General features: G+C 67.6%; 20 protein-coding genes. 12 read left to right on the forward strand and 8 right to left on the reverse strand.

Features of this window, described 5'->3' with window-relative positions:
• The first annotated feature begins 11 nt into the window (after positions 1–11).
• From ACMZ91_RS13660 to ACMZ91_RS13700, 9 genes are all read left to right on the forward strand, one after another.
• The gene (locus tag ACMZ91_RS13660; RefSeq protein ID WP_049423074.1) at positions 12–1,370 is read left to right on the forward strand and encodes a type II and III secretion system protein family protein; all 1,359 of its coding nucleotides are present in this window, start codon (positions 12–14) and stop codon (positions 1,368–1,370) included.
• Between the two features lie 27 nt (positions 1,371–1,397).
• Positions 1,398–2,654 carry a CpaE/TadZ family protein gene (locus ACMZ91_RS13665; RefSeq protein WP_032128075.1) on the forward strand — a complete coding sequence of 419 codons (1,257 nt, stop codon included), beginning with the start codon at positions 1,398–1,400 and terminating at the stop codon, positions 2,652–2,654.
• Positions 2,639–3,988, forward strand: a complete 1,350-nt coding sequence (locus tag ACMZ91_RS13670; protein ID WP_032128076.1) for a TadA family conjugal transfer-associated ATPase — start codon at positions 2,639–2,641, stop codon at positions 3,986–3,988. Before ACMZ91_RS13665 ends, ACMZ91_RS13670 begins: the two co-directional genes overlap by 16 nt.
• A gap of 2 nt (positions 3,989–3,990) precedes the next feature.
• The gene (locus ACMZ91_RS13675; RefSeq protein WP_032128077.1) at positions 3,991–4,947 is read left to right on the forward strand and encodes a type II secretion system F family protein; all 957 of its coding nucleotides are present in this window, start codon (positions 3,991–3,993) and stop codon (positions 4,945–4,947) included.
• A 28-nt stretch (positions 4,948–4,975) separates the two neighbouring features.
• A complete protein-coding gene (locus tag ACMZ91_RS13680; protein ID WP_032128078.1) occupies positions 4,976–5,911 on the forward strand; it encodes a type II secretion system F family protein in 936 nt (311 codons plus the stop codon).
• A complete protein-coding gene (locus ACMZ91_RS13685; protein ID WP_049460957.1) occupies positions 5,911–6,807 on the forward strand; it encodes a tetratricopeptide repeat protein in 897 nt (298 codons plus the stop codon). The genes ACMZ91_RS13680 and ACMZ91_RS13685 overlap by 1 nt, the downstream gene beginning before the upstream one ends.
• Positions 6,804–7,262, forward strand: coding sequence for a DUF3613 domain-containing protein (locus ACMZ91_RS13690; protein ID WP_049460955.1), 459 nt, complete (start codon positions 6,804–6,806; stop codon positions 7,260–7,262). The genes ACMZ91_RS13685 and ACMZ91_RS13690 overlap by 4 nt, the downstream gene beginning before the upstream one ends.
• 8 nt (positions 7,263–7,270) lie before the next feature.
• On the forward strand, positions 7,271–9,436 hold the full coding sequence (locus tag ACMZ91_RS13695; protein ID WP_279912934.1) for a TadG family pilus assembly protein: 2,166 nt from the start codon (positions 7,271–7,273) through the stop codon (positions 9,434–9,436).
• A 99-nt stretch (positions 9,437–9,535) separates the two neighbouring features.
• Positions 9,536–10,249, forward strand: a complete 714-nt coding sequence (locus tag ACMZ91_RS13700) for a DUF2968 domain-containing protein (RefSeq protein WP_043402505.1) — start codon at positions 9,536–9,538, stop codon at positions 10,247–10,249.
• A gap of 69 nt (positions 10,250–10,318) precedes the next feature.
• Here the strand turns inward: ACMZ91_RS13700 and ACMZ91_RS13705 are convergent, their stop codons facing one another.
• Positions 10,319–10,705, reverse strand: coding sequence for a hypothetical protein (locus tag ACMZ91_RS13705; protein ID WP_414577964.1), 387 nt, complete (start codon positions 10,703–10,705; stop codon positions 10,319–10,321).
• Between the two features lie 186 nt (positions 10,706–10,891).
• Between ACMZ91_RS13705 and ACMZ91_RS13710 the strand changes: the two genes are divergently transcribed.
• Entirely contained in the window at positions 10,892–11,716 is an 825-nt protein-coding gene (locus ACMZ91_RS13710) for an alpha/beta fold hydrolase (RefSeq protein WP_049398471.1), read from the forward strand.
• A 123-nt stretch (positions 11,717–11,839) separates the two neighbouring features.
• Here ACMZ91_RS13710 and ACMZ91_RS13715 read toward each other — a convergent pair whose 3' ends face one another.
• The 7 genes from ACMZ91_RS13715 to ACMZ91_RS13745 all read right to left on the reverse strand — a co-directional run bounded on the left by ACMZ91_RS13715 (position 11,840) and on the right by ACMZ91_RS13745 (position 18,619).
• The gene (locus ACMZ91_RS13715; protein WP_277778507.1) at positions 11,840–13,489 is read right to left on the reverse strand and encodes an MFS transporter; all 1,650 of its coding nucleotides are present in this window, start codon (positions 13,487–13,489) and stop codon (positions 11,840–11,842) included.
• Positions 13,483–14,766 carry an alginate export family protein gene (locus tag ACMZ91_RS13720; protein WP_414577962.1) on the reverse strand — a complete coding sequence of 428 codons (1,284 nt, stop codon included), beginning with the start codon at positions 14,764–14,766 and terminating at the stop codon, positions 13,483–13,485. Before ACMZ91_RS13720 ends, ACMZ91_RS13715 begins: the two co-directional genes overlap by 7 nt.
• Positions 14,745–16,592, reverse strand: a complete 1,848-nt coding sequence (locus tag ACMZ91_RS13725) for an amidohydrolase (RefSeq protein WP_180837664.1) — start codon at positions 16,590–16,592, stop codon at positions 14,745–14,747. The genes ACMZ91_RS13720 and ACMZ91_RS13725 overlap by 22 nt, the downstream gene beginning before the upstream one ends.
• 119 nt (positions 16,593–16,711) lie before the next feature.
• Positions 16,712–17,137 carry a DoxX family protein gene (locus ACMZ91_RS13730; RefSeq protein ID WP_277778509.1) on the reverse strand — a complete coding sequence of 142 codons (426 nt, stop codon included), beginning with the start codon at positions 17,135–17,137 and terminating at the stop codon, positions 16,712–16,714.
• 2 nt (positions 17,138–17,139) lie between these two features.
• Positions 17,140–17,796, reverse strand: coding sequence for a hydrolase (locus ACMZ91_RS13735; protein ID WP_049422794.1), 657 nt, complete (start codon positions 17,794–17,796; stop codon positions 17,140–17,142).
• Positions 17,793–18,236 (reverse strand): helix-turn-helix transcriptional regulator, encoded by a 444-nt coding sequence (locus ACMZ91_RS13740; RefSeq protein ID WP_345782073.1) that lies wholly within the window; start codon positions 18,234–18,236, stop codon positions 17,793–17,795. Before ACMZ91_RS13740 ends, ACMZ91_RS13735 begins: the two co-directional genes overlap by 4 nt.
• Positions 18,237–18,286: 50 nt before the next feature.
• On the reverse strand, positions 18,287–18,619 hold the full coding sequence (locus ACMZ91_RS13745) for a hypothetical protein (protein ID WP_414577960.1): 333 nt from the start codon (positions 18,617–18,619) through the stop codon (positions 18,287–18,289).
• A gap of 96 nt (positions 18,620–18,715) precedes the next feature.
• Between ACMZ91_RS13745 and ACMZ91_RS13750 the strand changes: the two genes are divergently transcribed.
• On the forward strand, positions 18,716–21,745 hold the full coding sequence (locus tag ACMZ91_RS13750; RefSeq protein ID WP_414577958.1) for a sensor histidine kinase: 3,030 nt from the start codon (positions 18,716–18,718) through the stop codon (positions 21,743–21,745).
• Positions 21,738–22,391: a response regulator gene (locus tag ACMZ91_RS13755; protein WP_032128093.1), complete on the forward strand. Its 654-nt coding sequence runs from the start codon at positions 21,738–21,740 to the stop codon at positions 22,389–22,391. The genes ACMZ91_RS13750 and ACMZ91_RS13755 overlap by 8 nt, the downstream gene beginning before the upstream one ends.
• Positions 22,392–22,611: the final 220 nt, after the last annotated feature.

Raw genomic sequence — 22,611 nt, forward strand, 5'->3', positions numbered from 1 at the left:
CGAGCGCATCCATGACCGAACGTCGCCGCAGTCCACGCCCTTCCCCCCGCCAGCGCTGGCTGGCCCTGCTGCTGGTGCTGCTGGCACCGGCGACAAGCGTGGCCGCCGACGACCTGGTGCTGCAGGCGCGTGAGCAGCGCCCCTGGACCCTGCCGGGTGATCTGGAGCGGGTCGCCATTGCCGATCCGGGCGTGGCCGATATCGTGATGCTGCGCGGCCAGCGCCAGGCCCTGCTGGTCGGCAAGGCGCCGGGCACCACCACGCTCCTGCTCTGGCACCGCAAGCAGACCGAACCACAGCGCCTGCAGGTGCGGGTACAAAGTGCGGTGCAGGGTGCGGCCGACGCCGGCGCGAACGGGCTGGTATTCACCCAGCAGGACAATCAGGGCCTGCTGCAGGGAAGCACCGAGAGCGTGCTGTCGCACATGCAGGAGCAGAAGGCTGCCGCCATGGCCCTGGGCAAGGATGGCCTGCTTGCCGACGCATCCACGGTGAGCAGCGGCGGCGTGGTCCAGGTCGAGGTCAAGGTGGTCGAGTTCAACAAGACCGCACTGAAGCAGATCGGCATCAGCTTCCAGAACCGCAATGGCAACTTCGCCTACGGCTTCGCCCGCCCGGGCGGCCAGCTGCCGGGCAATACCGGCATCCTGCCCGGCATGAAGGAAGGCAACTCCGGCAACGAAGCCGAATCGCCCATTTCTTCGGCCTTCCGCCTGGTGTTCGGCTCGACCAAGGGCCTGTGGAATGCCGACGTCGACCTGCTGCAGAGCAATGGCATGGCGCGTGTGCTGGCCGAACCGACACTGGTCGCGCTGTCCGGGCAGAGCGCCAGTTTCCTGGCCGGCGGCGAGCTGCCGATCCTGGAACCGCAGGGGCTGGGCACCACAACCATCACCTACAAGCCCTTCGGCATCGGCCTGACCGTGACACCGACGGTACTGGCACCGAACCGCATCGCCCTGAAAGTCGCACCGGAAGCCAGCGACCTGGACTACAGCAACGCCATCGCGCTCAACGGCGTGCAGATTCCCTCCATCACCACCCGCCGCGCCGACACCACGGTCGAACTGGGCGATGGCGAGAGCTTCGTGATCGGTGGCCTGGTCAGTTCCAACGTGGTTTCCAGCGTCGGCAAGATCCCGCTGCTGGGTGACCTGCCGATCATCGGCTCGTTCTTCCGCAACTTCGACTACAAGCGCCAGGACAAGGAACTGGTGATCATCGTCACGCCACGCCTGGTGAAGCCGTTGGCACGCAACACCGAGCTGCCGCTGCCCGGCGACCGCGAGGCCAAGCCGCACATGCCCGAATGGGGCGCCTGGCTGTTGGGTCCTATCAGCCAGGACCCGGTGCCCGGCTTCTCACGCTGATTCCATGATGCCTGCGATACCACGCCCATGCCCTACGCCACTGCCCAGCCGCTGCATCCGCAAGGACCGCCGATGAACCTGGTCCTGTACGGAATGGATCGCGAACTGCTGCCCCGGCTGGCGGCGAAACTGCCGCCAACCACCACCCTGCACTGGCAGGACAGCAGCACGCCGACCTCCGCCCAGGACCTGCAACGCGGGCCGCAGAGCCTTGTGCTGCTCGACTTCCGCCCGGAACATGCGGCCGCCTCCAGCGTGCTGGCGCAGCAACTGCAGCAGACCGAGCCGGATCTGGCATTGGTTGCAGTCGGTGCCACCAGTGCCGGCCAGGTGGAAGGCGTTGTCATCGCATTGCGGGCGGGCCTGCGTGATGTGCTGGACCTGGACAGCGACAACGTCGGCATCGAGGCCGCGCTGCGTCGCGCCCTGTCACCACGACCGGCTGCCGCCGCGCAGCAGGCGCACAAGGCCCGCCTGATCGTCCTGCTGGGCGTGCGCGCCGGGGTCGGCACCAGTACGCTGGCCGCGCATCTTTCGGTGCTGGCACAGCAGACCCGTGCACTGGCACAGGGCGAGGCACTGCAGCAGGATGGCCTGCTGATGGAGCTGGCCCAGCCTTCGGGCGACCTCGCCCTGTACCTCAACCTGGACAGCCGCTTCCACTACGAAGACGCGCTGCGCAACGCCAGTCGCATCGACGCCACCCTCGCCCGTACGGCCATGGCCCGTCACGATTCCGGACTGGTGCTGCTGGACCGCGCCAGCGGCAGCGATGCGGTACCGCCGTCCGATCCGGGTGCGCTGCTGCAGCGCCTGCGCACCGTGTTCGCCAGCGTGCTGTGTGATGCCGGTGGCTGCCCGCTGCGTCAGCTGCCGCCGCTGCTGCTGGACCAGGCCGACGAGATCTGGCTGGTCACCGATGCCTCCATTGCCACGCTGGTGTCGCTCGACCAGGCACTGAAGCATCTTGCCGGCCAGCGCGAACGCGAGAAGCGCCTGCAGCTGGTGATCAACCGCCACGATGACAGCAGCGGCATGAGCCCGGAGCAGATCGCGCGCCGCTTCGAGGTTCCCCTGCTGGCCACGCTTCCCGAACGACCGCGCGTGCGCCTGGCTGCCAGCCAGGGCCACCTGCTGCTGCAGGATGCGCCGCGCGACCCCTACCTGCGTGCCCTCGCCCCGCTGGTTTCGCGCCTGGATCCGGCTGCCTGCCCGGTCCAGGCGCAGGGCCTGCGGGAAAGACTCTCCCTTGCCCTGGGTGGATCGCAATGGAAGACAAGGTAACCCCGTTCCCGCATGCCGTTGCCCGGCCGGTGCTGCCCGAAAGCTCGCCGGGCCATCAGCCATTCGCGCAGACCGAGCAGTACCAGAAGGTGCTGTCGGCCGCGCATGAGCACCTGCTCAACAGCATCGAGGACGAGCGCATCGACATCGATTCCTGGGCCCCCGACACCATCGCCCGCTGGGTGCAGGTGCAGACGGTGAGCTTCATCCAGGAATGGCGCATCCCGATCAACGAAGAGGAGATGCAGGTGGTTGCCGACGGCCTGGTCAAGGAGCTGACCGGCTTCGGCCCGCTGGACGACCTGCTGCACGACCCGTCCATCGAAGACATCCTGATCAACGGTTTCAAGGATGTGCACGTGTCCCAGGGCGGCCAGCTCAAGCGGGCCACCCAGCGCTTCACCGACGATACGCATCTGCTGCGCATCCTGCGCCGCATCCTCGCCCCGCTTGGGCGCCGCCTGGATGACTCCAATCCGATGGTCGATGCGCGCCTGCCCAACGGCGGCCGTCTCAACGCGATCATCTCGCCGCTGGCGGTGGATGGACCGATGGTGTCCATCCGCAAGTTCCGCAAGGACCCGTTCACCCCCGATGAACTGCTGGCCAAGGGCACCTTCGATGCGCCGATGCAGGCCTTGCTGAAGGCGATGGTACTGGGTCGCTGCAACATCCTGGTGTCCGGCGGCACCAGCTCGGGCAAGACCTCGCTGCTGAACGCCCTGGCCAGCTACGTCCCCGCGAACGAGCGCGTGATCACCGTCGAAGACACCGCCGAGCTCTCGCTCAACCACCCGCATGTAGTTCGCCTGGAAAGCCGTATCGGCGGCGCCGAAGGGCACGGTGCGGTCAGCATCCGCGATCTGGTCCGCAACAGCCTGCGCATGCGCCCCGACCGCATCGTCGTCGGCGAAGTGCGCGGTGCCGAGGTGCTGGAAATGCTGCAGGCGATGAACACCGGCCACGACGGCTCGATGGCCACCATCCACGCCAATTCGCCCCGCGACTGCCTGTACCGGATCGAGATGCTGGCCGGTTTTGCCGGCTTCCAGGGCAGCGAGGACAGCCTGCGCCGGCAGATCGCCAGTGCCATCGACTTCATCGTGCAGATCTCGCGCCTGGGCAGCGGCCGCCGCGTGCTGGTCTCGATCACCGAGATCACCGGTGTCAGCGACAACCTGATCACCACCCAGGAAATGTTCCGCCACGAGCTGCAGATCGACGGCAACGGCAAAGAGATCGATCGCTGGGTCGGGCTGGGCTTCCATCCGCACTCGCACAAGCTGGAGCCGTTCCGCCAGCAGCTGCGCGAATCGCTCTACGGAGACTTCTGAGCATGGGAACCGGCGCGCTGCTGGGCATGCTGAGCATCATCGCGGTGCTGCTGGCGCTGGCAGCCTGGCTGTGGGGCACGGCCAGCAGCCGTGAGCAACGCCAGGTTTCAATGCGGCACGCCGAGCAGCAGCTTTCGCGCGGAAGCGCCACGGGCGGAGCACCCGCCGGGCCGTCCGTCACCGCTGCCAACGACCCGGCGCGGCCCGCCAGCGCCGGGCGCCGCGTGCTGCCGCTGGATGGCCTGCTGCAGCGCGCAGGGCTGCAGACCGGCTGGAAAATTCCCATCATGCTGCTGGTACCGGGGCTGGTACTGTCGGTGGTGGCGATGCTGCGGCTGGGCACCGCATGGATGTTTCCGCTGACCCTGCTGCTGTACCTGCTTGGCTGCTGGCTGTGGGTGATGCGGCGGACCACGAAGCTGCGTGCGCAACTGCTGCATCAGCTGCCGGACTTCCTCGACAACCTGGTGCGGCTGACCGCACTGGGCAACAGCCTGCAGGCCGCGTTCCAGGTTGCGTCGATGCAGACGAGCGCGCCGTTGCGCGGGCTGCTGGATACCACGGTGCGCTTTGCACGCAGCGGCATGGAGCTGGACCGTGCACTCGCACAGGCCTCGCATCCCTATCGCATGGATGTGCTGAAGGTGTTGTCGGTGGTGATCGGTGTCAGCGTGCGCATCGGCGGGCGCTCCGACCAGATCCTGCAGCGCATGGGCGATTTCATGCGCGATCTGGAACAGGCCCAGCAGGAGCTTGCAGCGACCACCTCGGAGACGCGGATGTCAGCGTGGGTGCTGGGCCTGTTGCCACCGGCCTGCGCGGTATTGATGGCGATCACCAGCCCGGACTTCTTCCAGCCGGTGCTGCACGATCCGCTCGGCCACAAGATCCTGCTGCTTGCACTGGGCATGGAACTTGTCGGTGGCTTCCTGCTGTATCGCCTGGCCAAGTCGCTATGAACCCCCTTCGCCCCGCCGGAGACAACCGATGAGCGCCAGCGCCTGGTTCGCCCTCTCCCTGCTCGTGCTGGCCGCCGGTATCGCCCTGCTCGGTATCGGCGGCTGGGTACGCAGCCATCGTGAGCAACGTACAACGGCCACCTTGAAGACCGCCCTGCAGCCGCGCGAGGCGTCCCGTGACACCGAGCCTGCGCGGCACGATTCGCTGGGCTGGCTGGAACGCTTCGGCCGTGCCCTCAGCGGCGGCCGGCTGGAAACGGCGTTGCTGGCCAATGAAGACCGGCTGCTGTTGGATCTGGCCGGGTGGAACACCCGCCGCGGTACGGCCATCTACCTCGGCCTGCGCCTGCTGCTGGCCGTGCTGGTGCTGGTACTGGTGCTGACATTCAGCAGCGTCACCGGGCTGGCCAGGATCATGGTGATCATCGGCGCCCTCGCCGCCGGCCTGCTGCTGCCCAAGTTCGTTCTCTCCTCCTGGGTGAAACGGCGCCGACGAGCGGTCGACAACGAGCTGCCGCTGCTGATCGACCTGCTGCGTCTGCTGCAAGGCGTGGGCTTCAGCATGGACCAGAGCCTGCAGACGCTAGGCGACAAGCTGCGCGATGCATTGCCGGTCCTCGGCGGCGAGCTGCAGGAGGCCAACATCGCCTATACCCACGGCCGCACGCGCGCACAATCCCTGCGCCGGCTGAGCGAGGTCTATGCCGACGATGACCTGACCAGCCTGATGCAGCTGATCCTGCAGGTGCACGCCCATGGCGGCGCGGTGCAGGAGCCCCTGCGGCAGTTCAGCATCCGCCTGCGCGAACAGCGTCGCAACACGCTGAAGGAAAAGGTCGGCAAGCTCTCGGTGAAGATGACCGTGGTGATGATGCTGACCCTGCTGCCAGCGTTGATGCTGGTCCTTGCCGGTCCGGCGCTGGTCGCGCTGGCCACCACCATGTCCAAGATGGGGTCCCCCTGATGCCTGCCCTGCGCACTTCCTGCCTCATTGTTGCCCTGGCTGCCGTTGCCGGCGCCAGCGGCTGTGCATCGACCACGCCGAAGTACCTGCGCGCGCCCAGCCTGGCCGCGCCCGAACCGGCACCGCAGGACAGCCGCAATGCCTACCTGGAGCTGATCGAGCGCATGCAGCAGCAAGGCGCATGGTATGCCTCGCTCGCCCACGTCGACGCCTTCCGCCAGCGCTACGGCGATCCGCCGGCGTTGCGCCTGCTGCAGGCCGACGCGCTGCGCGAGACCGGCCAGGCCGATGCCGCGGTCACCCTGTACCGCGATCTTTCCAGTGGCCCCCAGGCCGCTGCGGCCGCCCATGGTCTGGGCCTGATTGCCGCGCGCCGCGACGACGACACCGGCAGTGAGCAGGCGTTGGCGCGGGCGACCGAACTGCAGCCATTGAATACAAGTTATCTCGGCGACCTGGGCTATGCGCGGCTGCGCGCCGGGCAGTTCGAGCGCGCGCGCGAACCCCTGGCCAAGGCGCTGGAGCTGTCGCCGGGCAATGCCAAGGCCACCGCCAACCTCGCCCTCTGGGCGGTGCTGCGGGGCGACACCGCCACCGCCGAACGCCTCGCCCAGCAAGCGAACCTCAACGACGAGACCCGGCTCAGCATCCAGCAACAGGCGGCGCAGATCCGTGCCCGCCTGCAGCAGCGCCAGGCCGCAGCGGCAGCCGCCGCAGTCGTGCCGGCCACTGCCCGTGCTCTCGCCAGCGATGCCGCCGGCAACCCGCCCGGCGCCACGCGACTGGCGGCGGAACCGCGCCGCGACAGCCGCGATGAACGCGATCCGCAGCGCCTGCCGCCCTCGATGCTGGAACGCTTCAGCGCCTCCGACCACCCGAACGGGAACACACCATGACCGCGACGCCCCTGACCCGACGCCTGCTGCCCGTTCTGATCTGCCTGCTGCCAGCCGCCGCCGTGCAGGCGCAGCAACAGCCGCTGACCGGGCAGATGCTTGGCGGCAGCACGCCGGCTGCGTCGGCTTCGCAGCCGCTGCAGTCCGAGTCACTGCCCACCGTGGACCTGGCGGCCCCGCCAGCACCGGTGCCGCAGGCGGCGCCTGCAGCAGTGGCCATCACCGACGGCAGCACTGCAGCCCCGCGGCCCGGCCGCAGCCAGATCGGCGATACCACGCGCAACCTGTTCCGCCTGCAGGCATCGGGGCAACAGGCCGGACAGCACCTGCCGATCCTCGGCGACCAGGCGACGCTGAGCTACGCCCGCTACATGAAGAGTTTCGAACACGAGATCCCGGACTTCTTTGAAGCCGATGTCGCCAAGTCCAAGGGATCATCCTCATCCGGACGCTGAGGTAGGCCATGAAACGCCCACGCCAGTTCAGTTTCAGCCGCCCACGGGGCGGCATGTCGATCACCATGATGCTGGTCATGCTGGCACTGCTGGCGATGCTGGGCCTGATCGAGATCGGTTACCTGTTCTGGGCCAAGCGCGATGCACAGAAAGTCGCTGATCTGGCCGCACTGGCCGGAGCGCAGCGACTGGAACTGTGCACCTCGGACAACAGCGACAACAGTGCTGCGCGGCAGAGCGCACTCACCCAGAACACCTTCGCAGGAAGCCTGGAAATCCGCTGCGGAAACTGGAACGTGACCCGCGCCACCGAAGGGCACTTCAGCCCGGTCGTCGATGCAGCGAATCAACGCAATGCTGTCCGTGTCATCACCCGCCGCGCGGTGCTTCCCTTCTTCGGGCAGAACAGCAGCCTGCCGACCGTGACCGCACAGGCGGTGGCGCGCCGTGCAGAACCCACGGCGGTTTTCAGTGTCGGCTCGCAACTGCTGCGCATCAATGGCAACACGCCACTGGGAAATGTCCTGAAACTGGTGGGCGCCGACCTCGACAAGACCACCCTGCTCGGCTACGACGGCCTTGCACAGGCGCATATCACCCCGAATGGACTGCTGCAGGCACTGGGCATTCCGATCGACGTCAACATGGGCGTGGCGGAGTTCAACAATCTGCTGGCCGGCCGCAAGGTCAAGCTGGGCAAGATCCTTCAGGCGACCGTTGACCTGCTCACCCAGCAGGGCGTTGCCCACGTGGACCTGAGTGCACTGGAGAATGCCCTGGTCGTGAAGGGCATCGACCTCAAGCAGCTGGAGGTGAAACTCGGTACCGATGACAGCGGTGGCGGCCTGTTCGCACGCGTGGTCGCGCCGGATGGAACGATTTCCAGCGCGCTGCAGGCCGATGTCAATGTGCTGGACCTGATCGGCACCAGCATCAGCATCGCCAATGGCGGCCGTGCGGTCTCGGTCGATGAACTCAACCTGCTGGGCCTGGTCAATGCCAAAGCCGCTGTGGTGGAACCGCCGTCCATCGCCATCGGTGGCGTTGGCTCGCGCGCTTACAACGCGCAGATCCGTGTCTTCCTCGACATCGACACCAACAACATTCCCGTTGCAGGCGGCGTGCTTTCACTGCTGGGCATCCGCCTGAAGCTGCCGGTCCATGCGGACGTGACCAACGCAATGGCGACCCTCACCAGCCTGCAATGTGGCAGCACGCCTCCCACGGCGACGATCAAGGTCGAGTCTTCCGTGCTGCGCGCCTGCGTCGGCAAGGTGGCCGACAGCGAGCGGTTCTCCAAGCAGAATGTCTGTGGCGACACCCTGCAGAAGGAACAGATGCTCACACTGCTCGGCGCCCCGTTGATCAATGACAGCATCAAGGTCAATACGCTGACCGACACGCAAAGCCTCACCCTCCCCGCCGGCGCGACCGGTTCAACCCAGGTCAACTCCCTGGAGGTGGGCACCGCCGTGTCCGAGCTGGTCAGCGAACTGCTGCGCGTACTGTCCGGCATGCTCGATCCGCGCGACGATGGCATGAGCCAGGGCTCGACCGCAGCGCAGTTGGCCGATCGCTACCTGAAAGCAGCCAACGTTGGTCGCAATCGCTACGACGTCGATGCGTCCATCAAGCTGCTTGAACTTGGCGACCAGACGCGGGGGTTGAAGCCTTTGGGCGCGTGGGATGTACCCAAGGGTGTTCCAAAACCCTGCCTGGTGGGCCTGCTCACATGCTGGGAGGATGGCTCGGTCTGGAAAGGCTATCGCACGGCTGTGACTGGCGAAGGGCTGGGAGTGCTGCCGGCACTGCTGGGTAGCCTGCTCGGCGGACTGACCGTCAACCGGTGTGCAAGCCTGCTGATTTCCTTGAGCGACCAGGCCTACAACAACTGCATGACGCAGAACCTCGCGTCTTACCTGCAGACCGCCCACGACGGCTTCCTGGACCAGTTCGCCGGCGACGGCGTCACCGCCCCCGGCAATGGCCCGGTCAGTTGTTCGGGCCTGCTGTGCTTCCTGCTGAAGCCCGCCCTGGACGTCCTGAAGCCGCTGCTCAACAGCGTCGGCTCCCTGCTGCGCTCGCTGCTGGCGCAGGTGCTGGGCCTGGAACTGGGCCGTACGGATGTGCATGTCCAGTCCATCCAGTGCACGCCCGCACAGCTGGTCTACTGACCCGTGACGGGCGCCCTTGGCGGCGCCCGCGCACATGCTAGACTCCCGGCGGGGAACCACCTTCATCTCAACCCACACTCATCCGTGGATGGTCTAGACATGCGAGAAACTTCAGGGGGCGCGGTCTTCGCCCGGCACGCGCGCGGCGCGGCACTGCTGGCCGTGGCCATGATGCTGGTGGCACCGGCGGCGATGGCTGCCCGTGGCGACCGCGAAGCAGCCGCAGAGCCGGCCGCACGTACCGCACCGGTGGTGCGCAACACCGTTGACGAGCTCAAGCAGCTGATGGATGCCCGCCAGCTGACCGAGCTGCGCACCACCTACAACGGCAACTACGGCGCCAGCCTGCTGTTCAATGCCAACACCCTGACCTACTACGTCGCCCTGTTCCAGGAGAAGAACTTCTGGCGGGTGATCAAGACCGATGCCGTCGACAACGCCGAGCGTGTCTACCGCACCTTCGCGCAGCAGTCAGAGCAGCTGGCCCAGGTCTACATCGACACCACCCGACTGGAAGCCGGCAAGCGCTATACCGAGCGCCTGGTGGCCTACAACGAGGAGCGCCTGCGCACCCTGCAGCAGGAAATGGAACAGCAGCAGGCACAGTCGGCCCAGGTCAGCGCTGCCCTGCAGCAGGCCCAGCAGCAGGCGGTCAGCCTGAGCAGCGACGTGCAGAGCACCAACAGCCAGCTGGATTCCCTGCAGCGCCGCATCCAGATCCTGCAGGCCGAACAGGGCAACCCGGAGCTGAGCCTGCCCAAGCCGGACAGCGTGCCCTCGCCGGCACCGGCGGCCGCCAGCGACGGTCGCTGAGGTCCAGCGCCTGGCGTGCCGTCCAACGGCGCCTACGGGCGCCGTTGTCGTTTCCGGCACCATTCCATTTCAACGGCACGCGTCATGCACGGCATCGTCCAGTTGCCGGCGCTGCACGAAATCCATGCGCTTGCCATTGGCCAGCACCTTCCCACGATGCTGCCGCGCGCGCTCACAGGCGGCGGGATCCGCGCTGATCGGTATCACTGCAGCCCGCGCACGCCGCTGCTGCACCACACGCGGACGCATTGAAGCTGGGCTCGCTGCCTTGGCCGCGCTCGTACCTGTCGAGGGCGGCTCCGCCGGCACCTCCCAGCGCCATTCCGCGCGCCCCTGGCACGGCGTCTGCTGGTAGACCGGATGCGGCCCGTCCACACATTTGTAGACGTTGGTCTGAGCATGCGCCCCCGTGGCCAGCAGCAGGTACAACAGCGGGCTCCAACACGCGTTCGACATTGCAGGCTCCTCGTCAGGGCTGCCGCCATCCTCGATGCCGGCACGGCTTCGTGCCAGAGCGATACACGTCACATCCGGCGTAATCCAGCACAGCCGTGCAAGTCGTCGGTCTGGCGCTGCGCTGTACTGCCGAAGGCACCGGCATCCACGCCAGCGCCTTCCCTCCCTTCCGTCAAGGAAACCACAATGAGCAACTTCGTCACCGTCGCCGACGGCGCGCGCATCTTCTACAAGGATTGGGGTACCGGCCAGCCGATCGTGTTCGCGCACGGCTGGCCGCTGTCGTCCGATGCCTGGGACCCGCAGATGCTGTTCATGGGCCAGAACGGCTTCCGCGTGATCGCTCACGACCGTCGCAGCCACGGCCGCTCCAGCCAGACCTGGGACGGCAACAACATGGACACCTACGCCGACGACCTGGCCGCCGTGCTCGAGGCGCTGGACCTGAAGGACGCGATCCTGGTCGGCCACTCCACCGGTGGCGGCGAAGTGGCCCATTACATCGGGCGCCACGGCAGCAAGCGCGTGGCCAAGGTGGTGCTGGTCGGCGCCGTGCCGCCGCTGATGCTGAAGACCGATGCCAATCCGGCCGGTACCCCGCTGGAGGTCTTCGACGGCATCCGCAAGGGCACCGGCGGTGACCGCTCGCAGTTCTTCAAGGACCTGACCACGCCGTTCTTCGGCGCCAACCGCGACGGCAACAGCGTTACCCAGGGCATGCGTGATTCGTTCTGGCTGCAGGGCATGCTCGGTGGCGTCAAGGGCCAGTACGACTGCGTGCACGAATTCTCGGAAGTGGATTACACCGAAGACCTGAAGAAGATCGATGTGCCAGCGCTGGTGGTGCATGGCGATGACGACCAGATCGTGCCATTCGATGCCTCGGCCAAGCTGTCCTCGCAGATCATCAAGGACGCCGAGTTGAAGGTGTACGCAGGTGCGCCGCACGGCCTGACCGTCACCCACGCCGACCGGTTCAACGCCGACCTGCTGGCGTTCGCACGCAAGTGATGTCCCGCGGCGGCGCCGTAATGGCGCCGCCGTCCCTTCGGTAGTGCCGGCCGCTGGCCGGCAATCCGATCATCCATCGCGATCCAGCGCAGCCGGCCAGCGGCCGGCTCTACCACGAGAACGTCAGATATCGCTGTGGTGGTGCGGGACCCCGGTCTTCGGCAGCGGGTCATGCCCACCCACGAAGTGGCGTACCACCGGTGCACGCTCACCGCGATGCAGCCCGCGCAGCACTTCCTGGATCGCCTTGTCATCGGCGGTGATGCGTTCGTGCTGGCGCAGATGCTCCAGCCACGACGGGGTCACGAAATACTCAAGGTGGATGCCCGGGCTGGCCACATCCTCCACCACGCCCCAGACCACCGCGCCATCGCGGCGGCGGATCGTGCCCAGCGCGCGCATCTGCGCCTGGAACGCGGCGCGGTCAGCCTCGTCGATGCGGTACTCCAGGGTGACCAGTACCGGGCCGCGATCGTTGGATACCGGCACCGACAGTTCCGGTGCCGGCCAGTGTCCCGCCGGGCGCAGGTTCAGGTCTTCAGTACCGGCAATGCGCACGCGCCACACCAGCAATCCGCCGATCACCGCACCCGCGGCAGCCACCAGCAAGGCCAGCTCCGGCGAGGTGCGCTGCGCCAGTGCACCCCAGCTCAGGCCACCAGCCGCCATGCCAGCGGAAAACACCATGATGTACAGCGCCAGTGCACGCGCCCGTACCCACGCTGGCACTGCGGTCTGTGCGGCAATCTGCAGCGACGACAGCACGGTGATCCAGGCAAAGCCATTGATCAGCATCACCAAGGGCAGCACGTACCAGCTGCGGGTCAGCGCCAGCCCGACCAGGCTGAGCGCCAGCAACAGCGTGGCCAGCAGCACCAGCAGGTCGCGATCCATCTGCGCGCGCAGCTTCGGCAGCAACAACGCACCACCCACGGCACCGATCCCGATGCAGCCGAGCAGCATGCCGTACTGCCCCGCCCCACCCTGCATCTGGCCGCGTACCACCACCGGCAGCAGTGCATTCATTGCTGCAGCAAAGAAGAAGAAGCCGACCGACTTGATCAACACCGCCTGCAGGCGCCCGGCGCGGCTGGCATAGCGCAGGCCCGCCTTCAGGCCGGCACCGAAGCCTTCCGGCGGCAGGCTGGACTGTTTCGGGTCGCGCTTCCAGCCCCACACCACGAACAGCATCGCGGCAAAGGTGATGGCGTTGAAACCGAAGGCCCAGACCGCACCGAGCTGGGCGACGATCACACCACCGATGGCCGGGCCGATCGAGCGCGCGATGTTGATGCCGATCGAGTTCAGCGCCACCGCCGAGGCCAGCATCGGCTGCGGCACCAGTTCGGATACGATCGCGGCCTGTGCCGGCATCGCCATCGCCGCACCGCAGCCCATGCAGAAGGTCAGCAGCACCAGCAGCTGCGGCGTCAGCATGTCCATCGCGGTCAGGGCCGCCATCACCGCGGCGACCAGCAGCATCCAGCCCTGGGTGGCCAGCAGGTACCTGCGGCGATCGACGATGTCGGCCAGGGTGCCGGCGGCCAGCGCCAGCAGCACGATCGGCACCGTGGTGGCTGATTGCACCAGCGCCACCATCAGTGGTGAGCCGGTGCGCTCGGCCATTACCCAGGCGGCGGCCACATCGTTGACCCAGGTGCCGATGTTGCTGGCCAGGATCGCCAGCCAGATCGAGCGGAACATCCGGATCTTCAGCGGGGACCAGGCGCCTGCGGCCTGTGCGGAAGGTTGCGACGCGGTTGCGTTCACCATTGCCATGCTCCAACGATCGAGGCGAACAGCGTGTCCTGGCCTCCGGCCTGCTTCAGTGCAGGACCGGCATCGCCCCAGGCCAGCTGAAGCTGCCATTGCCAGTGTTCGCTGGCCTGCCAGCGTGTTTCGGATTTGTATTGATTGCCAATGCGGCGCGCGCCACCGGCGCTGCCTGGCAACGCCACCAGCGGTGCCGGCGTGGTGTAGACCGCATCGGCACGACGATGCTTCCAGGCCATCTGTACGCCCAGTTCCGTCGTCACCGCGTCGTGCAGGCGCAGGGTCAGGGTCGGCTGGAGGTCCATCAGGTTGGCCGGGGCCAGCAGGCTGGCCTCGCTGAAATAGGCCGACTTCGGGAACAAAGCGTTGAAGGTTCCCAGGCGGCCGTCATGCAGGTTGCCATCGCCACTGGCGATGTCTGCCTTCAACCCCAGCCGCGGCTGCAGCGGCAGGTTCGTCCAGCGCCACCCCGTATCGGTCGCCAGCGTCCAGGCGCGGATATCGAGGGTGCCGGCGGTCGTCCGAAGCTCACCGCCCTGCGCCACCAGCTCATTGTTCCAGTCCAGCGCCCCGGCCTGGCCGAACCAGCGCGCGCCCACGGTCTGCCGACGTTCGGTACCCACACCGCCAGCGAAGCGCGCCCCCTCACGGCGGTAGTCCAGAAGATACAGATCCCACTGGCCCGCCCGCTGCCCGCGCGCCGTCGTGGCATACGCGCCAAAGAGATGGGCGCCGTGTTCGCCGCGATCATCGAAGGCACCCGGTCGGTTTTCCACTGGCCGCAATGCCATCAGATCAAGCGTACCCTGGCGGCCTTTCCAACCCACACGCGCACCGTCGAACGCCAGGCGAATGTTCGGCCCGTCGCGCACCGACAGCAGCCGTGAACTGCCATAGCCGGCTTCCTGCCGGCCGAGTTGCAGATGGAAGCCATCGCGCTGCCAGCGCCAGTACGCCTGCTGCACATCCAGCGCGCTGCGGTCGGTGCGACCCGGGCCGCCGGCCTTGCCACTCTCACCATGCACACCCAGCTGCAGCTTCGCCTGCCAGGTGTCTTCCACATAGGTGGCCGATGCCAAGGCACGCAGCAGGCCATAGCCATCCTCGCTGCCGCCAATGCCGAACCGGGTCGGGTCGTAGTACAGCCCACGCACACGCAGCGACGCATCCCATTGCAGTTGGCCGTCACCGGCGTCGCTGCAGCGGCCCCCCTCGCAGGCAAGCGCCAGCGATGGCACGGCCAGCAGTGCCAGGCTCAGAATGCGAAGCACGAGCATCCCATCGCACCCCAGAACGCGGTCAGGTCATCGGTGGGCGCCGCGTGCCGTGCAGCATGACCATGAGCACCGTGAGTGCTGCAGGCTACGCCGTGATGGTGACGATGGGCGGCGGCCAACCCGGTGGCGGTACCGCCGACGTGGTAGCCACCGAACCGGTTGACCGGCGACCAGTTGGGCATCGCCGGCGGCAGCTGCGGCGCAAGCCCTGCATAGTCGGCGTCGGCATGCACGATGCGGCCACCGACCACGGTCAACACGCTGGTGATGTCGGCGATCTGCGCATCATCCACGCGGAAGAAATCGGCCGAGAGCAGGATGAAATCGGCCAACTGGCCGACCTTCAACGTACCCTTCACTGCTTCGTCGCCGGAGAACCAGGCACTGCCCTGGGTCCACAGGCGCAGTGCCTGCTCACGTTCGAGCAGGTTCTCATCGCCATACAGGGCCAGCCCGCCGACGGTGCGCCCGGTCACCAGCCAGGACAACGCCACCCATGGGTTGTAGCTGGCCACACGGGTGGCATCGGTTCCAGCACCGACCGGCACGCCTTCGGCCAGCATGCGCTTGACCGGCGGCGTATGCCGCGCGGCCTGCACGCCGTAGCGCTCGACGAAGGCTTCGCCCTGATAGGCCATGCGATGCTGCACGGCGATGCCGCCACCCAGCGCACGGATGCGCTCGATGTTGCGCGGGGTGATGGTTTCGGCGTGATCGATGAACCAGTGCAGGCCATCGAACGGCACCTCGCGGTTGACCTGTTCGTACACATCGAGGATGCGGGTGATGCTCTCGTCGTACGTCGCATGGATGCGGAACGGCCAACGCTTCTCGACCAGCAGCTTCACCACATCGTGCAGTTCCGGTTCCAGCTCCGGCGGCAGTTCCGGGCGCGGCTCGTTGAACAACTCGAAGTCGGCCGCCGAGAACACCAGCATCTCGCCGGCACCGTTGTGGCGCAGCAGGTCATCACCCTGCCGCGGCTGCAGCATCTCGCTCCAGCCGCGGAAGTCATCCACTTCCTTGCCCTTGTTCTGGGTGAACAGGTTGTAGGCGATGCGCACGGTCAGCTGGTCATCGCGGTGCAGCTGCTCGATGACCTGGTAGTCCTCGGGGTAGTTCTGGAAACCACCGCCAGCGTCGATCACCGAGGTGATGCCGAGACGGTTCAACTCACGCATGAAATGACGGGTGGAATTGGCCTGGTACTCGATCGGCAGCTTCGGACCCTTGGCCAGGGTCGCGTACAGGATCAGCGCGTTGGGCTTGGCCAGCAGCAGCCCGGTCGGGTTGCCGAGCGAATCACGCACGATCTGCCCGCCCGGCGGATCCGGGGTGTCCTTGGTATAGCCGCAGGCGCGCAACGCGGCACGGTTGAGCAGCGCCCGGTCGTACAGGTGCAGCAGGAACACCGGCGTGTCCGGCGCGATGTCGTTGAGCTCCTGCAGCGTGGGCAGGCGCTTCTCGTTGAACTGGGTGGCGGTGAAACCACCGACCACGCGCACCCACTGCGGTGCAGGCGTGCGATCGACCTGCGCCTTCAGCATGTCCAAGGCATCGCCCAGCGAACGCAGGCCGTCCCAGCGCAGTTCCAGGTTGTAGTTCAGGCCACCACGTATCAGGTGGGTATGGCTGTCGTTGAGGCCGGGCAGCAGGCGCCGGCCTTGGGCGTCGATCAGGGTCGCTTCATTGCCCCAGCCACGCATGATCTCCTCGTCGCTGCCGACGGCGACGATGCGCCCTTCCTGCACGGCCAGTGCCTGTGCATGCGGCTGCTGTGGGTCAAGGGTGGTGATGCGGGCATTGCGGATGACCAGCGTGCTCATGCGACGCTCCTTGGAAGTGGAATCGAGTGCGGCACCGGCACGGCCGGCCAGGCCCAGCGCCACCGCGGCGCTGCCGGCCAGCACCACGTTGCGGCGGCCGTGATCGAGTGGATCGTGACTCATGCGAGATCTCCCGGAAGGCGTTGGCCGTCCAGTGCCCAGGCGCCGGGCCCGGTCAGCGCGAGGGCCAGCAGTACCGTGGTCCACATCAACGGGTACTCACTGCCACCGCGCATCCAGAACCAGCCCTTGGGCAGGGCCAACAGAACGGTGAAGCCGATGAAGGCCGCCGCTGCAATCGCGGCGACGCGGGTCTGCCAGCCCAGCAGCACGGCCAGCCCTGACAGCACCTGCAGCAGGGCCAGCAGCAGCGGCAGCGGTGCCACCGCTGGCAGGCCGAAGCCGCGCAGTTCGGTGGCGAAGCCGGCCAGCCCAGGACCGCCGAACCAACCGAACAGCTTGCCCAGCGCGTGGGGCAGCAGAAAGCCTCCTGCCGCCACGCGCAGCATCAACAGGGCCAGGTCGAGGCCATGGCCAGCCAGCATGCTCAGTGCCCGCCTTCCTGTGCGCCGAACATGCGCTTGGCGTACTGGATGCCGATGCCGTAGCCGCCGGCGTGGTCGCGGGCGATGCCGGTGGTCAGCTCGTAGGTCTCGCCACGCGCCCAGTCACGCTGCAGCTCCAGCAGGTACTGCACGCTGGTCATCGGCACCGCACCGGCCTGCACCATGCGGGTGATCGCACGCTCGTGGGCTTCTTCGCTGACATCGCCGCAGGCATCGGTGATCACATACACCTCGAAGCCCTGTGCCAGCGCCGACAGCGCCGGTCCCACGATGCAGACGCTGGTCCACAGGCCGGCAACAACCAGGCGACGCTTGCCGATGCGGTTGATCTCGTCGATCACCGGCTGGTCTTCCCAGGTGTTCATCGAGGTGCGGTCGAACACCGTCTGGCCCGGGAAGATCTCCGGCAGTTCCGGGAACATCGGGCCGGAGAACGACGCTTCGGCGACGGTGGTCAGCAGCACCGGCACGTTGAAGCCCTTGGCGCCCTTGCTGATCAACGACACGTTGTTGCGCAGCGCGGAGATGTCGATGGTGTGGGTGGCAAATGCCATCTGCGACTGGAAGTCGATCAGCACCAGGGCATGGTCGGTGGGCGACAACAGGGCCGGGGCGGGCGTGGCGGTGGCAAGGCTCATGGTTGGACTCCGTTGGAAACACGATCAGGGGGAAGCGACAGGGCCGCATCGCCGGCCAGGTACTGGCCGGGGCTGCAGCCGGTCTCGGCGCGGAAGCTGCGGACGAAATGACTCTGGTCGAAGAAGCCCAGCTGCTGCGCCAGGCAGGACATCGGCAGCTGCGCGACCGGCAACAACTGGCGCGCACGTTCGATGCGGCGACGGCGCACGTAGCGCAGCGGGCTGGCGCCGGTACCGGTCCGGAACAGGCGCACCAGATGGAAGCGGCTGACGCAGGCGGCTGCGGCCAGCTCGGTCACCCGCAGCGGCTGCGACAGGTGCTCATCGACATAGCGCAGGGCGCGCTGCAATGCGGCGGCCTGCTGCGGTGCCAGCGCCACGGCGGGCGGATCGGGCGAAAAGACGGTGGCCATGCGGGACGCCGCGAGGGGGTGCCCCATGGTGCGTGGCCGCCGCACGATGCCCTACCCCCGTCGGTCGAGGCCAGCACCTACCCGAATGGGGGAGGCCGACGCCCGAGCAGGCGACGACCGAACAAGCGCGCATCCAGTGAATAGGCGCCAGGGCCCAACATCAACAGCGCCAAGGGCAGCACCACATGTGACCACGGCGCCTGCTGCGCGAACAGGCCCACGGCCGCCATCAGCACGGCCAGTGGCGTCAACACACCCAGCGTGAGCATCGGCACTGCCAGCAGGCACAGCGCCGACCACCCGCCCGCATGCGTGCCGGGCGTGCACAGTGCCGCGGACAGGCACAGCCGCAGCCACAGCAGGCCGATGCCCGGCCCGCGGTCGGGGAACATCACGAACAGGCGCTGCATGGCCGGGCTCCACAGGGCATGCCGGCGTGATAACCGACCGCGGCGGCGACCGCCTACCCCGTTCGGGTCACCCCGGACTGCCCCGCACCTGCCAGAATGCGCGCCATGCGTGGCCGCCCCTTCCCGTTCCTGCGTCGCCTGCCGACGCTGCTGACGTGCCTGCTGCTGTGGACCGCCCTGCCCGCTTTTGCCGTGCAGCGCCCGCCGGTGAGCGGCGGGCTGCCCGGTTACGAGCACACCGCGTGGCGGGTCGGCCAGGGTGCACCCGGCGATATCTGGGACATCACCCAGGACCGCGACGGCCTGCTGTGGCTGGCCACCGGCTCGGGCCTGTACCGCTTTGATGGCCGTCGCTTCGAACGGCAGGCAGCGCCCGTCGGCAGCCAGTTCCCGTCCACCAACATGGTCACGCTGGCGCATGCAGCCGACGGTGCCCTGTGGATCGGCTACTTCCAGGCCGGCATCAGCCGGTTCGCACAGGGGAGGCTGCACAACTACGGCCGCGAGCAGGGGGTGCCGGTCGGCGTGGTCCCACGCTTCAGCCAGGATCGCCAGGGCCAGCTGTGGGCGGCGGTCAATGGCGGGCTGCGCCGCTTTGATGGACAGCGCTGGCAGCCACTGCCGGCCGCAGCCGGCCTGCCCGAGCGCCGTGTGCAGTGGGTGCTGCACGACAGCCGGGGCAGGTTCTGGGTGCTGGCCGACCTGAAGATCTGGATGCGTGCGGCCGGCCAGACCACGTTCGAGGACACCGGCATCGCGGTCTCGCAGATGGCAACGCTGGCCGAAAGCCCGCAGGGTGAAGTGTGGTTGGCCGACCGGGTGCGCGGCACCTCACCCCTGGCCAACGCGCAGGGCCTGTTGGCGGCCAGCGAACGTGAAGCGCGGCGTCTTCCGGAACTGGTTGCTGCACGCCTGCAGTTCACTGCCGATGGCGCGCTGTGGGCCACGATGAGCCCGCACGGCGGCGTCGCCCGCATCACCTTCGACGGCAGCCGCGCCGTGCGCATGGAGCGATTCGATTCGCCGCACGGGCTGACCGCCACCTCCGCGGTGCCGATCATCGTCGATCGCGAAGGCAATCTCTGGGTCGGCACCAACCTCGGCCTCAACCGCTTCCGCGCACGCAGCGTGCACACCCTGGCAGTGGGCCCGAGTGATCCCTACCGCTCGCTGGTGCGGGCCAGCGATGGCCGCGTGTATGGCTATGGCGAAGACCTCAAACCCTACGATCTGCGGCGCACTCTGCTGGATGGCAGTGCCCCGCAGCTGCAGGCCGCCGCGCGCCAGGCACCCACGCCGATCTGGCAGTTCGACTGGGTCAATCTTGCGCGCACGGTCGCCGGCCACACCTCGTTGATCCCGCTGCCGGCCCCGTTCACCGGGCAACCGCTGCACGCCCTGCTGTTCCCCGACGACGCGCAGGCATGGGTGTGCACGGGTGAACGCGGCGTCCTGCACTACCTGCATGGCCAATGGCAGCGCGAGGTCCGCCTGCCCGAGCAGGCCTGCTCATCGCTGGCGCTGGATGCCCATGGCCAGCTGCTGCTCGGCTATGCCGACGGCCGCCTGCGCCGGATGAGCGCGGGCCACATCGAGAGCTTCGATGCCAGCCAGGGCCTGTCGGTCGGGCCGATCACCGCAATGCTGCATCACCAGGACCTGCTGCTGGTCGCCGGCGAAGCCGGTCTGGCTGCGCGCGTTGGCAACGGTCGTTTCGTTCCGGTGCGTACCGACATGGCCGGCGTACTGGAAGGCATCACCGGCATGGTGGCCGATCCGAACGGACACCTCTGGTTCAATGGCAGCCGTGGCCTGGTCCGGCTGGGGAGCGATCAGCTGCGACGGACGCTGCGCACCGGGCTGCCGGTGACGCCACGCCTGTTCGATGCGGTGGATGGCATGCCGGGCATCGCCCTGCAGAGCGGACCGATCGCCACCGCCACGCTGGCCGATGACGGACTGCTGTGGCTGGCCACCAACCAGGGCCTGGCCTGGCTGGACACCACCCGCTCGCACGTCAACACCATGGCGCCCAGCGTGCGCATCGGCGAAGTGCTGTATGGCAGTGAGCACGAGCCACTGCGCGATGGCCTGCGCCTTCCGGCCGGCACCAGCCAATTGCAGATCGATTACGTGGCGCTGTCGCTGGCACGTCCGGAGCGCAACCGCTACCGCTATCGCCTGTCCGGCGTCGACGACGGCTGGCAGGATGCCGGCAGCAGCACGCGGGCGTACTACACCAACCTCGCCCCGGGCAATTACCGGTTCGAGGTGGAAGCCGCCAACGAAGACGGCATCTGGAGCACTGCACCGGCCAGTCGCAGCTTCCGCATCGCCCCCACTTTCATGCAGACGGTGTGGTTCAAGCTGCTGTGTGCGGCCGCGATCCTCGCACTGCTGGTGATGGCGGTGCGCATCCGCAGCGGGCAGCTGGCCGCGCTGTTCCGCGCGCGCCTGCAGGAACGCAATGGCGAACGCGAACGCATCGCACGCGACCTGCACGACACCCTGCTGCAGGGCAGCCAGGGCCTGATCCTGCGCCTGCACGCGATCAGCCAGTCGCCGCAGACCCCGGAGCCGGTACGCGGCCAGCTGGAATCGGCGATGCAACTGGCCGAGCGCAACCTGGCCGAGGGCCGCGAGCGGGTCAATGCCCTGCGTGAGGGACCGTTCGCTGGCCGCGACCTCGCTTCGGCACTGGCCGATGTGCACGCCGAGTACGCCGGGCATGGCACCAACCCACTGCGCCTGACCGTGGAAGGTGCAACGCCACCGCTGCAGGCCGACGCGGCCGAAGAAGTGTTCCTGATCGGGCGTGAGGCGATCCGCAATGCGTTGCGTCACGCCAACGCCAGCGCCATCGAAGTGGAGCTGTCCTACGGCACGCGGTGCTTCCTGCTGCACGTGCGCGACGATGGCGTCGGCATCGCCGACGACAATGCCGGCCATGGTCATTGGGGCCTGCAGGGCATGCGTGAGCGCGCGCAGCGCCTCGGTGCGGAACTACAGCTGTGGACCCGCGCCGGACTGGGAACCGAAGTCGCGCTGGCGGTTCCCGCCCGGCGTCTGTATCACCGCCGCCCATCGCGTTGGCGCTGGCCTTGGGGTAAACCAAACCATGACTGAGTCCCCTGCCCCGATCGGCGTGCTGGTAGTCGATGACCATCCACTGCTGCGTGACGGCCTGGCCGCCCTGCTGGGCGCACAACCCGATCTGCGCCTGCTCGGCGAGGCCGCCGATGGCGAGGAAGCCATCGCCTGCTACCAGCGGCTGCAGCCCGACGTGGTGCTGATGGACCTGCAGATGCCACGCCTGGATGGTGTGGAAGCGATCGTGCGGATCCGCGCGATGGACCCGCGCGCGCGCATCATCGTGCTGACCACCTACCGCGGTGACGTACGTGCGGTAAGGGCACTGCAGGCCGGCGCCAGCGCCTATCTGCTGAAGGACATGCTGCGCCATGAGCTGGTCGATACGATCCGCATGGTCGCTGGCGGCCGCCGCGCACCTATTCCCCCGGCGGTGGCGGCCAGCATCGCCGCGCATGTGGTGGAAGACCGGTTGTCGCCGCGCGAAACCGAGGTACTGAGGCATGTGGCCGGGGGCCTGTCGAACAAGCGCATCGGCGAGCGCATGCAGATTTCCGAGCAGACGGTGAAGGCGCACATGAAGAGCCTGATGGACAAGCTGGGCGTGGGTGATCGCACGCATGCGGTGACCCAGGCGCTGCGGCGCGGGATCATCAGCCTGGACGACAGCGGTCACGATTAGGGAGTTGTTCGGCAGGGCTTGCAGCCCTGCACCTGCGGTAGTGCCGGCCGCTGGCCGGCAACCTCTACAGCAACAGCAAAAGCGGGGTTTCCATGGGATGGCGGGGTGGGGCCGGTTGCGGGGGGCGCTGCAAGTCCCCCTCCGGGGCCCGGCCCAGCCGCTGGCGGCTGTGCGTTCGGGCGCTTGCGAAGCAATGCTTCGCAAGCAAAGCGCCCTCACC

The sequence above is a fragment of the Stenotrophomonas sp. FR024 genome, from assembly GCF_047500745.2.
GTDB classification, from domain to species: domain Bacteria; phylum Pseudomonadota; class Gammaproteobacteria; order Xanthomonadales; family Xanthomonadaceae; genus Stenotrophomonas; species Stenotrophomonas maltophilia_A.